Raw genomic sequence first — 17,453 nt, 5'->3', positions numbered from 1 at the left:
AGCAACAATCAAAGCTGGTGTCACCTTTTAAGATCAATCAACCAAAGGCTACAAACTATTAATATGGTTTAAGGGGGATATGGTACAAACGTGATGGTACTAAATTTGAGCATAAAATTCAGATATTTGCTTTTATTACTGATGATTTTGTGCGGATGCAGAGTGCAAATTTTACGGGTTACGGCAAACCATTATTATCTTTAGAAAATGGGGAGTTAGTTAATGATAATTTTCCTGTGCCTAGAGGTTCTTTTTTAGCTCCAAAAATTTACACAAGGTAGCAGATATATTCAGGAGTTAAGATTTTTAGGTTTATGGCAAAAATTGTTTCCTATAAAACTTGAAACTGACAATAAATATGTTGTTCAAACTCCTGCTATAGCTATCAAAATATTTGAAGAGTTGGCGAAAATTAATCAAGGGAAAAATAGTAAGTTAGTGGTTGTTTATTTACCGATATATTCTGATTATTATCTGAATGAATCTAGTTTTTGGCGACAATATCTACAGGCTGAATTAGAAAAACGAAACATAATTTATATTGATTTAATTGCTGAATTTAGAAAGAGAATGCCTAATGAACAAGTAGAAACTGCTTTCTTAGGTGGTAATGGGCATTATTCTGTATCTGGCAATGAATTTATTGCTAATGTTTTGTATGAAAAGTTGTTATCTTTGCCAGAAGTTGCAGTTATTTTGCAGCAGTATAATTAAGTTTATAGGTTTCTTTTTAGTAGGCAATAATAGCGTATAAACAAACTTGATACCTGAGTGCTGATAGCTTATATCATGTCTCTTTTAATAACCAGGAAAAATTTAGGGAGCAGGGAGTAGGGAACAGGGGAAATTTTAAAAAATATTCTCGCATTTGAGAGAAGAACGTTTTTATTATGGCTATCAATTAGACTTGATATTACTTAAGGTCAGGGCGATCGCTCACTGAAATTAAACTGATACCATTTTCAAAAAATACTGTTACAGTGTTTTATTCTGTTGGTAGGAGTAATGAATTTTTTGCTAATCTTTTGTATGAAAAGTTATTATCTATGCCAGAAGTTGCAGTTATTTTACAAGGGGATAAGGAATAGGATACAGAACAAGCAAAAAAGCAGATTCTAACTATGTGAAGTAAAAATATTAACGTTCAAACATCTGATGAAGGCGATCGCTCACTGAAATTCAAATGATTTAACTATGGCATCGATAAAACACTAATCGTAAGCATTCAGCTATTAGCATTCAGCTATTAGCAGTCAGCTAGAGCGCAATAAAAATGAATGAAGCAAGTACTCGCTTAACTTCTACTACATTTTTAACTCTATGGAGGGAAATGTAGATGTGGTTCGCGCTTACTGCTAAGGTTAAGTAATTGGCAATTCTATTACTCATACTTTTAATTCTATAAAGCTGTTTGCGTAGCATGACCTAGGAATAGCTGATAGCTGACCGCTGTTTGCGCAGCATTCCGCAGGAAATGCTTACCACTAATCTTCATACTAAAGAGTAAATATAATGATTTTTACAAGTTTAAAAAGTGGGGAGTTAGTTAATCATAATTTTCCTGCGCCTAGAGGTGCTTTTTTATTTCCAAAAATTAGAGAAGGCAGCAGATATATTCAAGAGTTAAGATTTTTAGGTCTATGGCAAACATTGTTTCCGAGAAAGTTAGAAACTGATAATCAATATGTTGCTCAAACTCCTGCTATAGCTATGAAAATATTTGAGAAGTTGGCAGAAATAAATAGGGATAAAAATAGTAAGTTGGTGGTGGTTTATTTACCTATTCGTTCTGACTATTATGGAAATGAATCTGATTTTTGGCGACAATATCTACAGGTTGAGTTAGAGAAACGCAACATAATTTATCTTGATTTAATTGCTGAATTTAGAAAAATCATACCTAATGAAAAAGTAGAAAGAGTCTTCTTGGAAGGTGATGGGCATTATTCTGTATTTGGCAATGAATTTTTTGCTAATCTTTTGTATGAAAAGTTATTATATTTGCCTGAAGTTGCAGTTATTTTACAGTAGTATAAAAGTTAATTTTTCTTTCAAAATCAATACTTAGCCTGAGTAGATATGCTTGATTTACCGAAAAAATTGGTTTAAAGCCTCGCCCATAAGCGAGCGACTTTTCTGCATCAATATTTTTTTAATAATTGTTTGATCGGAAAAAATATCTGCTAAAATAATAGCATAGAAACAAAAAATCACCATGTTAGTAAGAGAGGCTAAGTTATTAAACGGAACATCAAATCAATATAAATCCTTGGATGAAGCTATCATAACAGCACAGTTTATTAGAAATAAAGCTGTCAGATACTGGATAGACAACCAAGGAGTAGATAAGTCGCGTTTATACAAACTGAGTAAAGAATTAGCTAGTGAATTTGCTTTTGCAAACAAATTAAATTCATCAGCTAGACAAGCCTCAGTAGAAGTAGCTTGGACTTCGATTAGTAACTTTTATCGTCGCTGCATTTGAAGGAGCCAAAAGAAAGCGGTGCGACCCCGCGACGACGATAGTCGCAAGGGAACGCGCACCAAGAGAGGATATCCTAAATTCAAAAAGCATTGTCGGTCTGTAGAATATAAACAGTCTGGTTGGAAATTATCAGATGATTGTATGTTTATAACTTTTACTGATAAGTTTAAATCTGGCAAATTTTCTCTGTATTGTAACTCAGAAACAAGAGAGGATTTGTTTAGGTCAAAAATTAATCGAGTGAGAATAGTTAGACGTGCAGACGGTTATTATTGTCAGTTTTGTATAGATGCTAATAGAGAAGAACCAGGAAATTATACTGGTAATTTTATAGGCATTGATTTAGGATTGAAATATTTCTACAAAGACCAAAAAGATAATGCAGTTGTTTATCCTCAATATCTGAGAAAATCAGAGAAAAAATTAAAGCGTCGGCAACGACAATTAAGCAAGAAGTTTGTTAAAGGCAAGAAACCTCAATCAAACAATTACCATAAAGCCAGAAAGAGACTAGGGTTATGTCACTTGAAGGTAAGTAGGCAGCGTAAAGACTGGAGCATTAAACAAGCCCGGTGCGTAGTAGCATCTAACGATGTTGTAGTCTATGTAGACGCGGAGCGGCGCGCCGAAGGCAGACCTGAAGATACAAAACATGGTCAAAAACCATCATTTGGCAAAGTCAATATCTGACGCATCGTGGTATCAGTTCACTCAATGGTTGGAATACTATGGAAAAATTTGGGATAAAGCAGTTGTTTCAGTAAATCCCAAATTTACTTCTCAAGATTGTTCTAATTTTGGGCATAGAGTCAAGAAAACTTTGTCAACTCGTACTCATGTTTGCCCTAGTTGTCATGTTGAAATATGTCGTGATACTAACGCAGCACGAAACATCTTGAATCGTGGATTAGAAATAATAGGTATTGAGTGGAATCAAGGTACTGTAGACGCGGAGCGGCGCGCCGAAGGCAGGGCATTCAGGAACCTCCTAGTAATAGGGAACGCTTTGGGAGATAACAGCCTCTGCTAATGATGGGTAACTTAATTTAGTAAGTTGTGTCGATGAGCAAAGAATCACTTTTCGTGAGAATCCCCGTGCCTGATAGCCGGGGAGTATGTCAAATAGAGTGGCAGTTGCTGCTTAATTTTGAATGTTGATATAATAATAAAGACGTACATAATTTGAGAAAAGTTTAAGTTTATGGAACCTATTTCTTTGATTCTTACCGCTCTAGTTACTGGCGCTGGTGAAGCGACTGCTGGTAGTTTAGTTAAAGATATTTATCAGAACTTAAAGGCATTAATTAAGCGTAAATTTGCAGACAACTCATTAGCAAATATGATTTTAGAAGAACACGAGAAAAACCCTAAAACTTATCAAGAACCCTTGAAAGAGAAATTAATTGAAGGGGGTATTGATAAAGACGAAGAAGTGATCAAGAAAGCTGAGGAGTTACTAGAAAAGTTAAAATCAGAAGAAGCAGCAACAGGCTTAAATATTAAGGTTTCTGGGGATGTAAAGGGTTCTATAGGAGATAAGACTAATATTAAGGGGGGTGTTATTGGAGATGTTAGTGGTGGACAAATTAATATGACTTTTTAGTTCGTAATAACTGGAGAAAAATATGAGCGAGCCAAGTTCTGCTTATATAAATGATATTGGTGGTGATGTTAAAGGTATTATTGGTGATGGTGATGTTAAAGGTATTATTGGTGATATTAAAGGAGGAGTTGTCAATCAATATATCATCGCCCAACATTCCGAAGCTGAAATTCATAGTCGAAATTTAAAACCAGGTTCTCCTTACTTGTCACTTAATAAATTTGAACCTGGAGATAAAGACAAATTTTTTGGTCGAGAAAAGTGGATTATTAAATTAAGTAATGACTTAAAAAACAATAATTTACTTTTACTATTAGGAGCTTCGGGTAGTGGTAAATCTTCCTTAGTTCAAGCTGGGTTAATTCCTTATTTATCAGATCAATGGGGAACATCTCAGCTAGTAACAATAATTTTTGTCCCTGATAATAATCCTTTTACATCTTTCTCTGAAAATTTTCCCAAAAATATCAGAATAAAGCGTCTAATTTTTTTAATTCGCCAAATAATTTGACTCTAATTGATGTTATTAAAAGTTGTCAGGAAGAGTCATTCAAATGGATTATTTTTATCGATCAGTTTGAAGAATTATTTGCCAGAACACCTAAGTTGGAAAGAGATAAATTTATTGCTAATCTGATTCCTTTAGTTCAGCAACAGGATGAATCTATTAAGCTAATTCTTGCTATGCGCTCTGATTTTTTAGACGAGCTTCAACAATATGCTGATTTAACTAATGAAGTAGAAAAACAGAAGATTCGGTTCACTAGAGAAATGACCGAAATAGAATTGAGATTAGCGATCGCTGAACCTGCTGCTAGAAATGGAGTAACTTTTGAAAAGGGTCTGGTTGAGACAATTATTCATGATTTTTATCACCAAGCAGGTTCTCTTCCTTTATTACAATACACTTTAGATTTGCTTTGGAGAGAAGACAAACCATCTGAAAATAATCGAGTTTTAAATCGTGAAACTTATCGAAAGATTGGTGGAGTTTCTGGTGCTTTACAAAAGCAAGCCAATAAAATATACAATTCAGAATTATTGAATGATGAAGAAAGAAAAACTGCCGAAAAAATTTTTATTGAATTAATAGATTTGAAGGTTAAAGAGCCAATTAGTAGAAGGGTAGATCGGTCTCAATTTAGAAATAATGAAACTATCAATAAAGTTTTAGAAAAACTAATTGATAATCGGCTATTAGTGAGTGGAAGATATAGGAGGTCAACTGTTGAAGTTGCCCATGAACAGTTGCTCCGCTCTTGGCAAGTTCTTCAAAAGTTAATTAACGACAAAGAAGAAATTATTATTCTTAGAAATAGATTGTTTAGTGATGTTCAACAGTGGCAAAGATTAAAAGAGGAAAATAATCATAACGTGGAAAAGGAATTATGGGTGGGATACAATCTGGAAAAATTTCATAGATTGATTAATGAAGAGGAATTTAGTAGTTTCGATGAAGAAACTAAGAAGTTTATTCAAGCAAGTGATGAGCGAAAAAAACAATTAGAGAATGAAGAAGAGGAAAAGAGACAAAAAGAATTAAAACTTGAAATAACAGAGAAAGAATTGGCTAAAGAATCCCTAGAGAAAGAGAGAACAAAAAATAAATTTTTGCTCACATTAGTTATAGCTACTATTCTAAGTTTATTAGCAGGAGTATTAGGATGGTTATTTTGGCAAGGAAAACAACAAGGAATACTGCTTCAATCAATTATAAATATTAATAGAGGTGAGTTTGAATCTGAAACAATTAAATTATTACCTAAGATGATAGAAAAAGGTGATAAAAAGCTGATAGAAGCAGCAAAAGATAAAAATCAAAGAAACAAAAATATAGAGAGTGCTATATCTGATTACAAAAATGTACTAAACTTCATCAATTTAGCTCAAAAACGAATTAAAGATTCTCTAGCAGATAATCCTAGTAAATATAAACATATTCTTCAATGTGAAAATCAATATCAAGATATCAGAGAGTTTTCTGATGATATGGTGACTGATTTAACTAAATATTTTATACAGTGTAAATTGATAAATATTTTTACATACTCTAAAGAAGAAAAGCTTTTAATTGAAATTATAAAAATCAAAGAAAGAGCTAGTAATTCATTAACTGAAATAATTCTCAAATATCGCATACCAAGACTGGAAGAATACCTGAAAAAAGCAGATCTGAAAAAAGAGAAAAAATATATAGGATATAAAAAAGCTGATAAGAGACCTAGCGATTTTGAAGAGCAGTTCACTGAAGGAGCATTACGAGAAACATATAAAATTCTCATAGTTGATTTAGGAGCAGATATTAATAAAAGTGGTTCTATAGGTAATGAAGAAGAAGCTAGGAGAATGCCAAAAAAAATTTTACTGAAAATTGAAGATTTATGGCGTCAATATACGGATAAAAAATGTGGATGGTTTGGCAAAGAAGATAATCGCAAAGCTGATGAGTGTGAACTATTAAATAAAGCTAGTTTGAGCAGTTTAATTTTTTATGGACCTATTGATGCACAGCAACATCTTGAAGAGGTTATGAAAGATTCTACATTTCCTAATCCAGAGAGAAGTAAATGTGAAAATAAAACTATTTTAGATTTACAACAATCTTTGGAAAATCTTAATAAAAACCTACTCAAACTATTAGTAATTATTTCCAAATAACTGATGGTAGTGGCAAAATAACCTACAGTGAGTATCCTCGGTTAGTTCCTGTTGATAAGGAGAAATCTGGCGTAATTGGAAGTTACAATCCATCTAATCGTCACATGATACTGCAAATTAGTGGCAGATCAGTGGAAATATATTTGTTTGAACCCCTTGGTGAAAATAAAACTGTGAATTTTGTCGTCAAAAAAATTATAAGCAATCGTAATCAAGGAAAGGATACACTTTCTGTTCTTCCTTTTAATGCAATTATTGAAACTAACTTTATCACTCAAGGAACTTTAAAGAAAGTTGGTAATCAAATTCAAGGAAATTTTCAGACTGAAGGAGAGGTTTGGTTAGGTGAATTTATTAGCAGATATAGGGGAATTATCAAGGGTAAATTTACTCTAAATATTCAACCTGTGGAAACATATAATACTGATATACCTGAAAATTACCATACTTCTGAAAAAGAAGGCATAAAAGTTATAACTTCGGTAGTAGAAGATTGTATCTGGAGAAAGTCAGATATTTAGCTCTGAGTTTTGAAATGATTTATAGTGCTAATAGTTATTAGTAATTAGGTTTGAGCTATTTTGTCTGTTATAGAGTAGTTATAGCAGTGGAAGGAATGATGATTAAAACTCAGACAAAGCAATATTTTTCCTTCTTCCTTCTTTTCTATTCCTTCTACTCAACAATAAAGTTATAACTTCTGTAGTAGAAGATTGTATCTGGAGAAAGTCAGATATTTAGCTGTGAGTTTTGAAATAATTTATGGAGCTAATATTTATTAGTAATTAAGTTTGAGCTATTTTGTCTGTTATAGAGTAGTTATAGCAGTGGAAGGAATGATGATTAAAACTCAGACAAAGCAATATTTTTCCTTCTTCCTTCTTTTCTATTCCTTCTACTTAACAATCAAGCGATCGCTTCGGTAGTAGAAGATTGTATCTGGAGAAAGTCAGATATTTAACTCTGAGTTTTGAAATGATTTATAGTGCTAATAGTTATTAGTAATTAGATTTTAGCTATTTTGTCTGTTATAGAATAGTTATAGCAGTGGAAGGAATGATGATTAAAACTCAGACAAAGCAATATTTTTCCTTCCTTCTTCTTCCTTGTTTCTTCTACTCAACAATAAAGCGATCGCTTCGGTAGTAGAAGATTGTATCTGGAGAAAGTCAGATATTTAACTCTGAGTTTTGAAATGATTTATAGTGCTAATAGTTATTAGTAATTAGATTTTAGCTATTTTGTCTGTTATAGAATAGTTATAGCAGTGGAAGGAATGATTATTAAAACTCAGACAAAGCAATATTTTTCCTTCTTCCTTCTTTTCTATTCCTTCTACTCAACAATAAAGTTATAACTTCGGTAGTAGAAGATTGTATCTGGAGAAAGTCAGATATTTAGCTCTGAGTTTTGAAATGATTTATAGTGCTAATAGTTATTAGTAATTAAATTTTAGCTATTTTGTCTGTTATAGAATAGTTATAGCAGTGGAAGGAATGATTATTAAAACTCAGACAAAGCAATATTTTCCCTCTTCCTTCTTTTCTCTTCCTTCTACTCAACAATAAAGTTATAACTTCGGTAGTAGAAGATTGTATCTGGAGAAAGTCAGATATTTAGCTCTGAGTTTTGAAATGATTTATAGTGCTAATAGTTATTAGTAATTAAATTTTAGCTATTTTGTCTGTTATAGAATAGTTATAGCAGTGGAAGGAATGATTATTAAAACTCAGACAAAGCAATATTTTCCCTCTTCCTTCTTTTCTCTTCCTTCTACTCAACAATAAAGTTATAACTTCGGTAGTAGAAGATTGTATCTGGAGAAAGTCAGATATTTAGCTCTGAGTTTTGAAATGATTTATAGTGCTAATAGTTATTAGTAATTAGATTTTAGCTATTTTGTCTGTTATAGAATAGTTATAGCAGTGGAAGGAATGATTATTAAAACTCAGACAAAGCAATATTTTTCCTTCTTCCTTCTTTTCTATTCCTTCTACTCAACAATAAAGTTATAACTTCGGTAGTAGAAGATTGTATCTGGAGAAAGTCAGATATTTAGCTCTGAGTTTTGAAATGATTTATAGTGCTAATAGTTATTAGTAATTAAATTTTAGCTATTTTGTCTGTTATAGAATAGTTATAGCAGTGGAAGGAATGATTATTAAAACTCAGACAAAGCAATATTTTCCCTCTTCCTTCTTTTCTCTTCCTTCTACTCAACAATAAAGTTATAACTTCGGTAGTAGAAGATTGTATCTGGAGAAAGTCAGATATTTAGCTGTGAGTTTTGAAATGATTTATAGTGCTAATCGTTATTAGTAATTAGGTTTTAGCTATTTTGTCTGTTATAGAATAGTTATAGCAGTGGAAGGAATGATTATTAAAACTCAGACAAAGCAATATTTTCCCTCTTCCTTCTTTTCTCTTCCTTCTACTCCACAATCAAGCGATTGCTTCGGTAGTAGAAGATTGTATCTGGAGAAAGTCAGATATTTAGCTGTGAGTTTTGAAATGATTTATAGTGCTAATAGCTATTAGTAATTAGGTTTGAGCTATTTTGTCTGTTATAGAGTAGTTATAGCAGTGGAAGGAATGATTATTAAAACTCAGACAAAGCAATATTTTCCTTCTTCCTTCTTTTCTCTTCCTTCTACTCAACAATAAAGTTATAACTTCTGTAGTAGAAGATTGTATCTGGAGAAAGTCAGATATTTAGCTCTGATTTTTGAAATGATTTATAGTGCTAATAGTTATTAGTAATTAAGTTTTAGCTATTTTGTCTGTTATAGAATAGTTATAGCAGTGGAAGGAATGATTATTAAAACTCAGACAAAGCAATATTTTTCCTTCCTTCTTCTTCCTTGTTTCTTCTACTTAACAATCAAGCGATCGCTTCGGTAGTAGAAGATTGTATCTGGAGAAAGTCAGATATTTAACTCTGAGTTTTGAAATGATTTATAGTGCTAATAGTTATTAGTAATTAAGTTTGAGCTATTTTGTCTGTTATAGAGTAGTTATAGCAGTGGAAGGAATGATGATTAAAACTCAGACAAAGCAATATTTTTCCTTCTTCCTTCTTTTCTCTTCCTTCTACTTAACAATAAAGCGATCGCTTCGGTAGTAGAAGATTGTATCTGGAGAAAGTCAGATATTTAGCTCTGAGTTTTGAAATGATTTATAGTGCTAATAGTTATTAGTAATTAAGTTTGAGCTATTTTGTCTGTTATAGAGTAGTTATAGCAGTGGAAGGAATGATTGTTAAAACTCAGACAAAGCAATATTTTTCCTTCTTCCTTCTTTTCTCTTCCTTCTTCCTTCTGCTTAACAATAAGGAGTAACATCTTCTAAACAAACATCAGCTAAGAAAGTTAGAGCACGAAAACGTAAAGTCATTAGTTCATAGTAAAAAGGATTTATTTTACATAGAGGTGGAATATGCAAAACTGTACGACCGAAGAATTTAATATCTCTGGCAAAGGGGCATTGAGCTGGAATCAATTGACATAATTTTCTGGCAAATTCAGGATTATTAATATCTATATTTTCTATAAAGTTACGGCCTGGTTGTAGCAAAACATCAATGGGGTTTTGGGGATAATTATTGGTAGTAGTTTGCATCTTTTTTCTCCTATTATTTTGAATTAATTGCAATGATGATAGATATTTGAAAAAAAGAGAATTACGATTAGTAAATACTGCACTCAACAGCATGAGGATTTTGTCTACAGTAATCATCAAACATAGAAGCTATTTGCTGCTTCTGTCGATTAGCTATATTGCCTAAAAACTCTTCATATATTTGCCAAGCAATTGGAGATTTAGTACTGTCAATATCTTCTATATTCGTGACTGAATGTGTATTTGTAAATGTTGTGATAATTGACCTTTCTGAACTGCTACTCAACATATCTTTTGCTCTGCTTTACTTCATAGTTTTAATATACACATAATCAAAGCAGATAACAATACATTTTTTATATAAAAATATTTATCATTTATAGGCAGAGCTTATCTGCAAAACCAAATGTCTTTGAATGAAGAGTCAATAGTCTAAAGAAAAAGAATATTTTGATTAGGACTTACGCAGATACGCTATATATAGCGCTCAAAACTATTGTCCAATAGTACTTGCACTCTATAAATAGTGCCTTTGCGTAAGTCATGCTGATAATACAGTTTCGCGATCGCTCCACAAGCTGATTTCAGTCAGTAATTACTTTTTATTTTTAAAAATAAATTTAAAATCGTAATTTCTCCTAGTAGACTGACACAGCTAAAACTGTGCAATAGACATCTCCACAAAAGAGGGAACAGGGAACCCACTCTAAGTTTTGCCTCAACAGGGGGAGGGTGTAAGATTTGACACGGAGACGCGGGGACGCTCTATAGGCGAGGTGATGCGGTGTCTCAGTGACACCCTATCTCCCTCTCTCCGTGTCTCTCTCTCCGTGTCTCCGTGTCCTCGTGTTGGGAGTGTGGGGAGGATGGGGAGATCAAGACACTGTGCTTTGATGAACTATAATTTGAGGATATTTTGCTAAAAATTTGGCCAAAAAATATATAAAGCTATCTGTGAAGGAGACTAAGAAGATAAATATGAAAATCCTGGGAATCTCAGCTTATTACCACGACAGCGCCGCCGCCCTAGTATGTGATGGAAAAATTATCGCCGCCGCTCAAGAAGAAAGATTTTCTCGTAAAAAACACGATGCCAGATTTCCCCAAAATGCTATTTCCTATTGTTTGAAAGAAGCCAACATAGAATTACTCGACCTAGACCAAGTAGTTTTCTACGACAAACCCTTAATTAAATTCGAGCGACTTCTGGAAACCTACCTTAGTTATGCTCCTAAAGGTTTTCGGTCTTTTCTCATGGCAATGCCAATTTGGTTAAAAGAAAAACTATATTTAAAAACACTTTTAAGAAGAGAATTAGCTACATTAGGTAAATGTAAATCATCCCATCTTCCCCAACTGATGTTTACTGAACATCATCAGTCTCATGCAGCTTCAGCTTTTTTCCCCAGTCCCTTCGACCGTGCTGCAGTAATGTGTTTGGATGGAGTGGGTGAGTGGGCGACAACTTCGGTTTGGTTGGGAGAAGGAAATAAACTTACTCCCCAGTGGGAAATAGATTTTCCTCATTCATTGGGTTTACTCTATTCAGCTTTTACCTATTACACAGGTTTCAAAGTCAACTCTGGGGAATACAAACTTATGGGTTTGGCTCCCTACGGAGAACCTAATTATGTAGATTTGATTCTCAACAACTTGATAGATTTAAAAGCTGATGGTACTTTCCGGTTGAATATGGAATATTTCAACTATACGACTGGGTTGACTATGACTAATGAGAAATTTGACAAACTTTTTGGCGGACCTCCTCGCAAAGCTGAAACTAAAATTAGTCAACGAGAAATGGATATTGCTGCTTCTATTCAGAGAGTTACTGAGGAAGTAGTATTACGTCTGAGTCGCACAGTGCAAAAAGAACTTGATGCTGACTACCTTTGTTTGGCAGGGGGAGTTGCTCTCAATTGTGTGGCGAATGGCAAGATTTTACGGGAAGGTATTTTTAAAGATATTTGGATTCAACCTGCTGCGGGAGATGCTGGTGGTGCGTTGGGTGCTGCTTTGGCTATTTGGTACGAATATCACAACCAACCACGGGTAATAGAAAAAGTGGTTGAGAATATTCCAGAAAAGGAATTAATTTCTGTGGAGTCTGGAAATTCTGCTGTTTCTTTAGCAAAACCTCCCGTTTGTCCTGCTCCTAATGACATGATGCAGGGAGCTTATCTCGGACCGAAATTTGCAGATGAGGAAATTCGGGAATATCTGGATGCTATTCAGGCGAAATATGAATATTTGCCAGATACAGAATTAATGCCACGGTTAGCAGAAATTTTAAATAACGGCAATGTGGTGGGATGGTTTCAAGGTCGGATGGAATTCGGACCCCGTGCTTTGGGAGGGCGGTCTATTATTGGCGACCCCCGGAATCAAAAAATGCAGTCGGTGATGAATTTGAAGATTAAGTATCGGGAGTCTTTTCGACCTTTTGCTCCTTCAGTTTTGGCAGACCGAGTTTCTGATTATTTTGACATTGAACATTCTAGTCCTTATATGTTGTTAGTAGCTCCGGTGCAGGAGAGTTTATTAATTCCGATGACTGAGGAGCAAAAGCAGTTGTTTGGAATTGAGAAATTGAATGTGCCGCGATCGGAAATTCCGGCAATTACTCATGTTGATTATTCGGCGAGAATTCAAACTATTCATCAGGAAACTAACCCTCGGTACTATGATTTAATTCGGCATTTTGAGAAGTTGACCGGATGTGGGGTGATAGTGAATACATCTTTTAATGTAAGAGGTGAGCCAATTGTTTGTACGCCCGAAGATGCTTATCGGTGTTTTATGCGGACAGAGATGGATTATTTGGTGGTGGAGAATTTTTTGATGGCGAAGACTCAGCAGATTCCTTGGAAAAAGGATGATTCTTGGAAAGACGAGTTTGAGTTGGATTAGAATTCAGTTAAAAGTAATTTTGGTTTTGCTGAATGGCAATGATTTTTAGATTTAGATATCAAGGAAAAAATTAGATTTTTGTTTTTTGATTATACCTTTAACTACTGGTCATTATGTCTCAGCAAGGCCATAATTTTATGGTTATGTCGCCAACTTACTCTAATTCCGAATAAGCTCTCTTTCTGAGTTAAAAATAATTAAAGCTAATCTCCGAAACTATTACCAAATCAGTTTTGTAGCTTGCTTATCATCCCATGAGCATCAAACTCAGGTTAAAATTAACGAAAAATTTTGACTTGAATATCTAAAGTATTATTTCCCATGAGTTTCAGGCTTCCTCCTCCAGGACTTATTTTTATATTAGTTCTCTCGGTTTTTATTATTGTCCCAATAGGGATTCATTTTAATAGCAATCTAGAAAAGTGTAATAATCAAAACTATACCCCTCCTAAGTATGTTTCTTTTCAAGATTTTGACCTTGGGTTTGACGTATCATCTGTAGTCATTAACAACTTAAATAAAACAGTAGTAGGCGCTGGTAATTCTTCTGAAATTTATATTTTAGATTTGGGTGGTAAAAAAGATTATCCAATTCTCCAGACAGAATTTAAAGGATTTAGGTCTTTAGATGTAAATGAAGAAATAGGTTATCTTGCTGGTGGCACTACAGATGGCTCTGTAGTCTTATGGCAATCAGATAAATCATCAAAGAATGGTTGGAGTGAGGATTACATAATTTTTCCTGAAAAGCAAAGTGAAAAGGTATCATCAATTGATATTAGTAGAAGTGGGAAGCTCATTGGTGCAAGTAGCAACAACACGATTTTGATTTGGGAACATAGTGAAAGTGGAAATGGTTGGAAACTTCGTTACAGAATTTTTTCAGGGCATTCCGGACGCGAGGTTTTTGCTCTAGTTTTTGGTAATGACGATCAAACTTTATTTACAGTTGGAAATGACAAACTGATTAAAACCTGGAATTTAGGTACTCAAAATACTATGAATAATGGGGACGAAGTATCTTCATACAAAAATTCTTGGCCAATAAATTCTCTTGTCTTTAGAGCTGATAATAATGAACTTATTTTTGGTACAAACAATGGCCAAATTAAAGTTTGGAATACACAAGAGCAACCAGAAACAGCTAGGGAATTCATTGGGGAACATGATTCTCAACCAGTAAATACTTTGACAATTTCGGAAGAAGGAAAACTACTTGTGAGTGGAAGTAATGATAATCAAATAAAGCTATGGAACTTGTGCAGCAAAAAAACCTTTAAAACTTTATCAGAACACAAAGGATCGGTTCGCTCAGTTGATATTAGCTCAGATCAAATTCATATTGTAAGTGGGAGCTTAGACCGCAAAATTATAATTTGGAAAAGAGAAGAGAAATAGTAATTCTGTAAATCAAAAATGAAATACTTTATTTGTTAATTTGAGGTATTTTTGTTGCAAGGAATAATGCTATGAAATTTAAAAATGTTAAAAATATTTGGTTATTAGGTTTGATATTGTTGCTTTTGAATGCTTGTTCTTTAACCCAAACTTATAAGACTTCAGAACAGACTTTAGGAGAACGGAGTATCTTGAAACAGGTAAAAAAAAGAGGATGGTTAAATTGTGGCGTAAATGGTAATATACCAGGCTTCAGTTATGTGCAATTGAAAGATTTTGACGTAACAAAAATAGATAACGATCCAAACATTCCAAATAATATTTATGAGCAGATACAAAGTTCTGTTGTTGGCTTTGATGTAGATATATGTAGGGCTATTGCTGCGGCTATTTTCGACGACCCCAATGCAGTAAAATATCGGTTTCTTGATACTAAAGAACGCTTTGAAGAAATCTCTTCAAGAAAAATTGATGTTCTTTCCAGAAATACAACGTGGACTATCGAGAGAGATGTATCAATTAATATCGAATTTGCTCCAATAGTTTTTTATGATGAACAAAGTATTTTGGTTCGAGAAAATAGTGAAGTAAGGTCACTTAACGATCTAAATGGTAAGGTAATTTGTGTCGAGACAGAAACTACTAGCCAAAAAAATTTAGAAGATGAAAGGAAGAAGCGTAACTTAACATTTCAAATTAGAGAGCTTCAAGATAAAAAGGATGTCTATCGACTATATGAAGCAGGTGAGTGTCAAGCAGTAACTTCTGATAGATCGCAACTTGATGTAAATAGGAACTTACTTGAAAATCCAGATGAGCATCTTATTTTACGGGAAACCTTATCTAAAGAACCTTTAGCTCCAGTTGTAATCGATAGTGACTCACAGTGGGTTAATATTGTTCGATGGATTATATTTGCTCTGATAGAGGCTGAAGAATTAGGGATTAATCAAAATAATCTTGAGCAGAAGAAAGCCAGTAAAGATCCCAAAATCATTCGTTTTTTAGGTCTAGAAGGAACAGCGGATAGTATAGGTTCACGTTTAGGGCTTGAGCCAGATTATGCCCAAAGAATTATTCGTCATGTTGGAAATTACGGTGAAATATATGAGAGAAATTTAGGTCCAAATTCTTCTACTCGGATTAGACGAGGGCTAAATAACTTATGGAATAACCAAGAGGAGCCAGGGTTAATTTATTCCCCTCCATTCCGATAATGTTCTCTAAACTAATGTAGTAATTGTTATTAGACTCAATTGTTTCTCAAGAAATGTATAGGATATGAATAAGATGCCAAAATTTGAATTGATTAAAATTGCAGTTGTTGGACATACTAATAGTGGAAAAACTACTCTGATCCAAACTTTAATGAAGCAAGAAATAGGAAAAATAGATGATCGAGCAAATGTGACGAAAAAGATTAAACTTACTCCATATGAATATGAAGGGCTACAGGCTGTTTTTATTGATACTCCTGGTTTCCAAGAAGCAAATACTCTCCTCTATGTACAACAAGGTTTAATGAAATTAGATTCAGTATTAGAAAAAAGTTAGAGTATGAAATGAAAGCTTGGGAGGCAATTAAATCAAGTGACGTTATATTGTATGTAGCCTCTTTAGAGACAGTGCCAGATGGCTCTCATCAAACAGAGATAGAGTTAGTCGTATCTTCTCAAAAAGGAGTTGTAGCTCTCTTAAATAAAGGTATTTCCTTGCTTCAAGCAACCATAGAGTCAAATGTAGTTGCTGAACGGATAACACGAATTGGACAATGGAAAGACGTACTTTACAACTGTGGTGTGTCTGACACCTTTGTATTTGATGCTCATTGGTATGATCCAGAAAGAGTGGTAGAGATATATAGCGCTATAAAAGAATGTCTCCCTTATGATAAAAGTTTATTATTTGAGAAAAGTCTGTCAGCCTTTCAGCAGCACCAAGAAAATAAAGTTAAGGAAGCTTACAATTTCATATTCGAGTGTTTAGATGAATGTCGGCAGACAATAACTGTTCAAACCTCAAAATTTGATTACAATCTAGACAAATCAAAAGAGGAAGCTCTATTCATAATATCTGAATTTGTCTATGATGCAGTGACAAAATTTATTCAGAATGCTTCCGAGCTGTATTACGAAGTATCTGTACCGTCAAATGTAGATAATGCAGTTATTAAAAATCCTGAACCTAATATAAGAAGAAAAACTAATATTAGAGAGCTTTTGATATATACAGGTTCTACTACAAGTGGGCTTGCTGCTCTTGGAGCTACGTTCGGTGCAGCTATTGGAGCATCGACTTCTGGTGTTTTAACAGGAGGAGTCGGAATTATTAGTGGTATTTGGATAGGTACACAAGTTGGCTCGGTGATTGGGACTTGTCTAGGAGGAATTTGGGGAATTATAGACAATGCCCAGACAGATATTAGTGCACAGCTATCTAGAGAGGAACTTAGTAAAATTGAGTGTATTTGTATTACTGTCATTTGGGCACTTTCACAGCATGGATTTGCTGTTGGGAAAGAAGTTGATGAATTGGTAATTGCTCGACGTTATGAGATTGTGCAAGAAGTATGTACCGCTACTAATTTTGATTGGTTATCAGCAAATGAGGAACAAATTATTGATCAGTGTGCAAAAAATCTCTCTGAACTTAATAAAATTCCCTTAGCTGATGTTGCTAATACATGATCAAATATTAACGTTGATATTGAGGTCAAGCGTTTGTCCACCATTTGATTTGCCTTTATCCGGTCTAACAATTCAGTGCAGCAGACGGTAGGGG

The 17,453-nt window shown here is 33.8% G+C and carries 13 protein-coding genes and 1 pseudogene; 12 read left to right on the top strand and 2 right to left on the bottom strand.

Annotated elements, in window-relative coordinates; translation table 11 throughout:
• Nucleotides 1-324: 324 nt before the first annotated feature.
• The 7 genes and pseudogenes from SAGCYANO_RS02095 (at nucleotide 325) to SAGCYANO_RS02065 (ending at nucleotide 7,267) form a co-directional block, all read left to right on the top strand.
• The gene (locus tag SAGCYANO_RS02095) at nucleotides 325-714 is read left to right on the top strand and encodes a hypothetical protein (protein ID WP_202218570.1); all 390 of its coding nucleotides are present in this window, start codon (nucleotides 325-327) and stop codon (nucleotides 712-714) included.
• Nucleotides 715-1,512: 798 nt separating this feature from the next.
• A complete protein-coding gene (locus SAGCYANO_RS02090; RefSeq protein WP_202218569.1) occupies nucleotides 1,513-2,031 on the top strand; it encodes a hypothetical protein in 519 nt (172 codons plus the stop codon).
• A gap of 184 nt (nucleotides 2,032-2,215) precedes the next feature.
• A pseudogene (locus SAGCYANO_RS49890) lies at nucleotides 2,216-3,515 on the top strand (RNA-guided endonuclease InsQ/TnpB family protein).
• A gap of 171 nt (nucleotides 3,516-3,686) precedes the next feature.
• Nucleotides 3,687-4,088, top strand: coding sequence for a hypothetical protein (locus SAGCYANO_RS02080; protein WP_202218568.1), 402 nt, complete (start codon nucleotides 3,687-3,689; stop codon nucleotides 4,086-4,088).
• 22 nt (nucleotides 4,089-4,110) lie between these two features.
• A complete protein-coding gene (locus SAGCYANO_RS02075; protein ID WP_202218567.1) occupies nucleotides 4,111-4,599 on the top strand; it encodes a hypothetical protein in 489 nt (162 codons plus the stop codon).
• Nucleotides 4,596-6,746, top strand: a complete 2,151-nt coding sequence (locus SAGCYANO_RS02070) for a hypothetical protein (protein ID WP_375339856.1) — start codon at nucleotides 4,596-4,598, stop codon at nucleotides 6,744-6,746. The genes SAGCYANO_RS02075 and SAGCYANO_RS02070 overlap by 4 nt, the downstream gene beginning before the upstream one ends.
• A gap of 143 nt (nucleotides 6,747-6,889) precedes the next feature.
• A complete protein-coding gene (locus SAGCYANO_RS02065; RefSeq protein ID WP_237395616.1) occupies nucleotides 6,890-7,267 on the top strand; it encodes a hypothetical protein in 378 nt (125 codons plus the stop codon).
• Between the two features lie 2,800 nt (nucleotides 7,268-10,067).
• On the opposite strand, the gene SAGCYANO_RS02060 is transcribed toward SAGCYANO_RS02065, so the two are convergent.
• Both SAGCYANO_RS02060 and SAGCYANO_RS02055 read right to left on the bottom strand, forming a co-directional pair.
• On the bottom strand, nucleotides 10,068-10,364 hold the full coding sequence (locus SAGCYANO_RS02060) for a Mo-dependent nitrogenase C-terminal domain-containing protein (RefSeq protein ID WP_202218564.1): 297 nt from the start codon (nucleotides 10,362-10,364) through the stop codon (nucleotides 10,068-10,070).
• A gap of 67 nt (nucleotides 10,365-10,431) precedes the next feature.
• Nucleotides 10,432-10,653, bottom strand: a complete 222-nt coding sequence (locus tag SAGCYANO_RS02055; RefSeq protein ID WP_202218563.1) for a CP12 domain-containing protein — start codon at nucleotides 10,651-10,653, stop codon at nucleotides 10,432-10,434.
• 689 nt (nucleotides 10,654-11,342) lie between these two features.
• Here SAGCYANO_RS02055 and SAGCYANO_RS02050 point away from each other — a divergent pair.
• The 5 genes from SAGCYANO_RS02050 to SAGCYANO_RS02030 all read left to right on the top strand — a co-directional run bounded on the left by SAGCYANO_RS02050 (nucleotide 11,343) and on the right by SAGCYANO_RS02030 (nucleotide 17,359).
• Nucleotides 11,343-13,274 carry a carbamoyltransferase gene (locus SAGCYANO_RS02050; protein WP_202218562.1) on the top strand — a complete coding sequence of 644 codons (1,932 nt, stop codon included), beginning with the start codon at nucleotides 11,343-11,345 and terminating at the stop codon, nucleotides 13,272-13,274.
• Between the two features lie 321 nt (nucleotides 13,275-13,595).
• On the top strand, nucleotides 13,596-14,672 hold the full coding sequence (locus SAGCYANO_RS02045) for a WD40 repeat domain-containing protein (protein WP_202218561.1): 1,077 nt from the start codon (nucleotides 13,596-13,598) through the stop codon (nucleotides 14,670-14,672).
• A gap of 71 nt (nucleotides 14,673-14,743) precedes the next feature.
• The gene (locus tag SAGCYANO_RS02040; RefSeq protein ID WP_202218560.1) at nucleotides 14,744-15,889 is read left to right on the top strand and encodes an amino acid ABC transporter substrate-binding protein; all 1,146 of its coding nucleotides are present in this window, start codon (nucleotides 14,744-14,746) and stop codon (nucleotides 15,887-15,889) included.
• 73 nt (nucleotides 15,890-15,962) lie between these two features.
• Nucleotides 15,963-16,226, top strand: a complete 264-nt coding sequence (locus tag SAGCYANO_RS02035) for a GTPase (protein ID WP_202218559.1) — start codon at nucleotides 15,963-15,965, stop codon at nucleotides 16,224-16,226.
• An 8-nt stretch (nucleotides 16,227-16,234) separates the two neighbouring features.
• Complete coding sequence (locus tag SAGCYANO_RS02030; protein ID WP_202218558.1) at nucleotides 16,235-17,359, top strand: hypothetical protein; 1,125 nt, start codon at nucleotides 16,235-16,237, stop codon at nucleotides 17,357-17,359.
• The last annotated feature ends 94 nt before the right edge of the window (nucleotides 17,360-17,453 follow it).

This window comes from Okeania sp. KiyG1 (assembly GCF_014132355.1).
Lineage (GTDB): Bacteria > Cyanobacteriota > Cyanobacteriia > Cyanobacteriales > Microcoleaceae > Okeania.
Note: the sequence above shows the minus strand (reverse complement) of the source record. Positions and strands in the feature narration are given on the sequence as shown.

Coding starts and splice junctions, on each gene's coding strand:
- SAGCYANO_RS02090 (WP_202218569.1), top strand. CDS start 1,513: ATGATTTTTACAAGTTTAAAAAGTGGGGAGTTAGTTAATCATAATTTT.
- SAGCYANO_RS02080 (WP_202218568.1), top strand. CDS start 3,687: ATGGAACCTATTTCTTTGATTCTTACCGCTCTAGTTACTGGCGCTGGT.
- SAGCYANO_RS02075 (WP_202218567.1), top strand. CDS start 4,111: ATGAGCGAGCCAAGTTCTGCTTATATAAATGATATTGGTGGTGATGTT.
- SAGCYANO_RS02060 (WP_202218564.1), bottom strand. CDS start 10,364: ATGCAAACTACTACCAATAATTATCCCCAAAACCCCATTGATGTTTTG.
- SAGCYANO_RS02055 (WP_202218563.1), bottom strand. CDS start 10,653: ATGTTGAGTAGCAGTTCAGAAAGGTCAATTATCACAACATTTACAAAT.
- SAGCYANO_RS02050 (WP_202218562.1), top strand. CDS start 11,343: ATGAAAATCCTGGGAATCTCAGCTTATTACCACGACAGCGCCGCCGCC.
- SAGCYANO_RS02045 (WP_202218561.1), top strand. CDS start 13,596: ATGAGTTTCAGGCTTCCTCCTCCAGGACTTATTTTTATATTAGTTCTC.
- SAGCYANO_RS02040 (WP_202218560.1), top strand. CDS start 14,744: ATGAAATTTAAAAATGTTAAAAATATTTGGTTATTAGGTTTGATATTG.
- SAGCYANO_RS02035 (WP_202218559.1), top strand. CDS start 15,963: ATGCCAAAATTTGAATTGATTAAAATTGCAGTTGTTGGACATACTAAT.
- SAGCYANO_RS02030 (WP_202218558.1), top strand. CDS start 16,235: ATGAAAGCTTGGGAGGCAATTAAATCAAGTGACGTTATATTGTATGTA.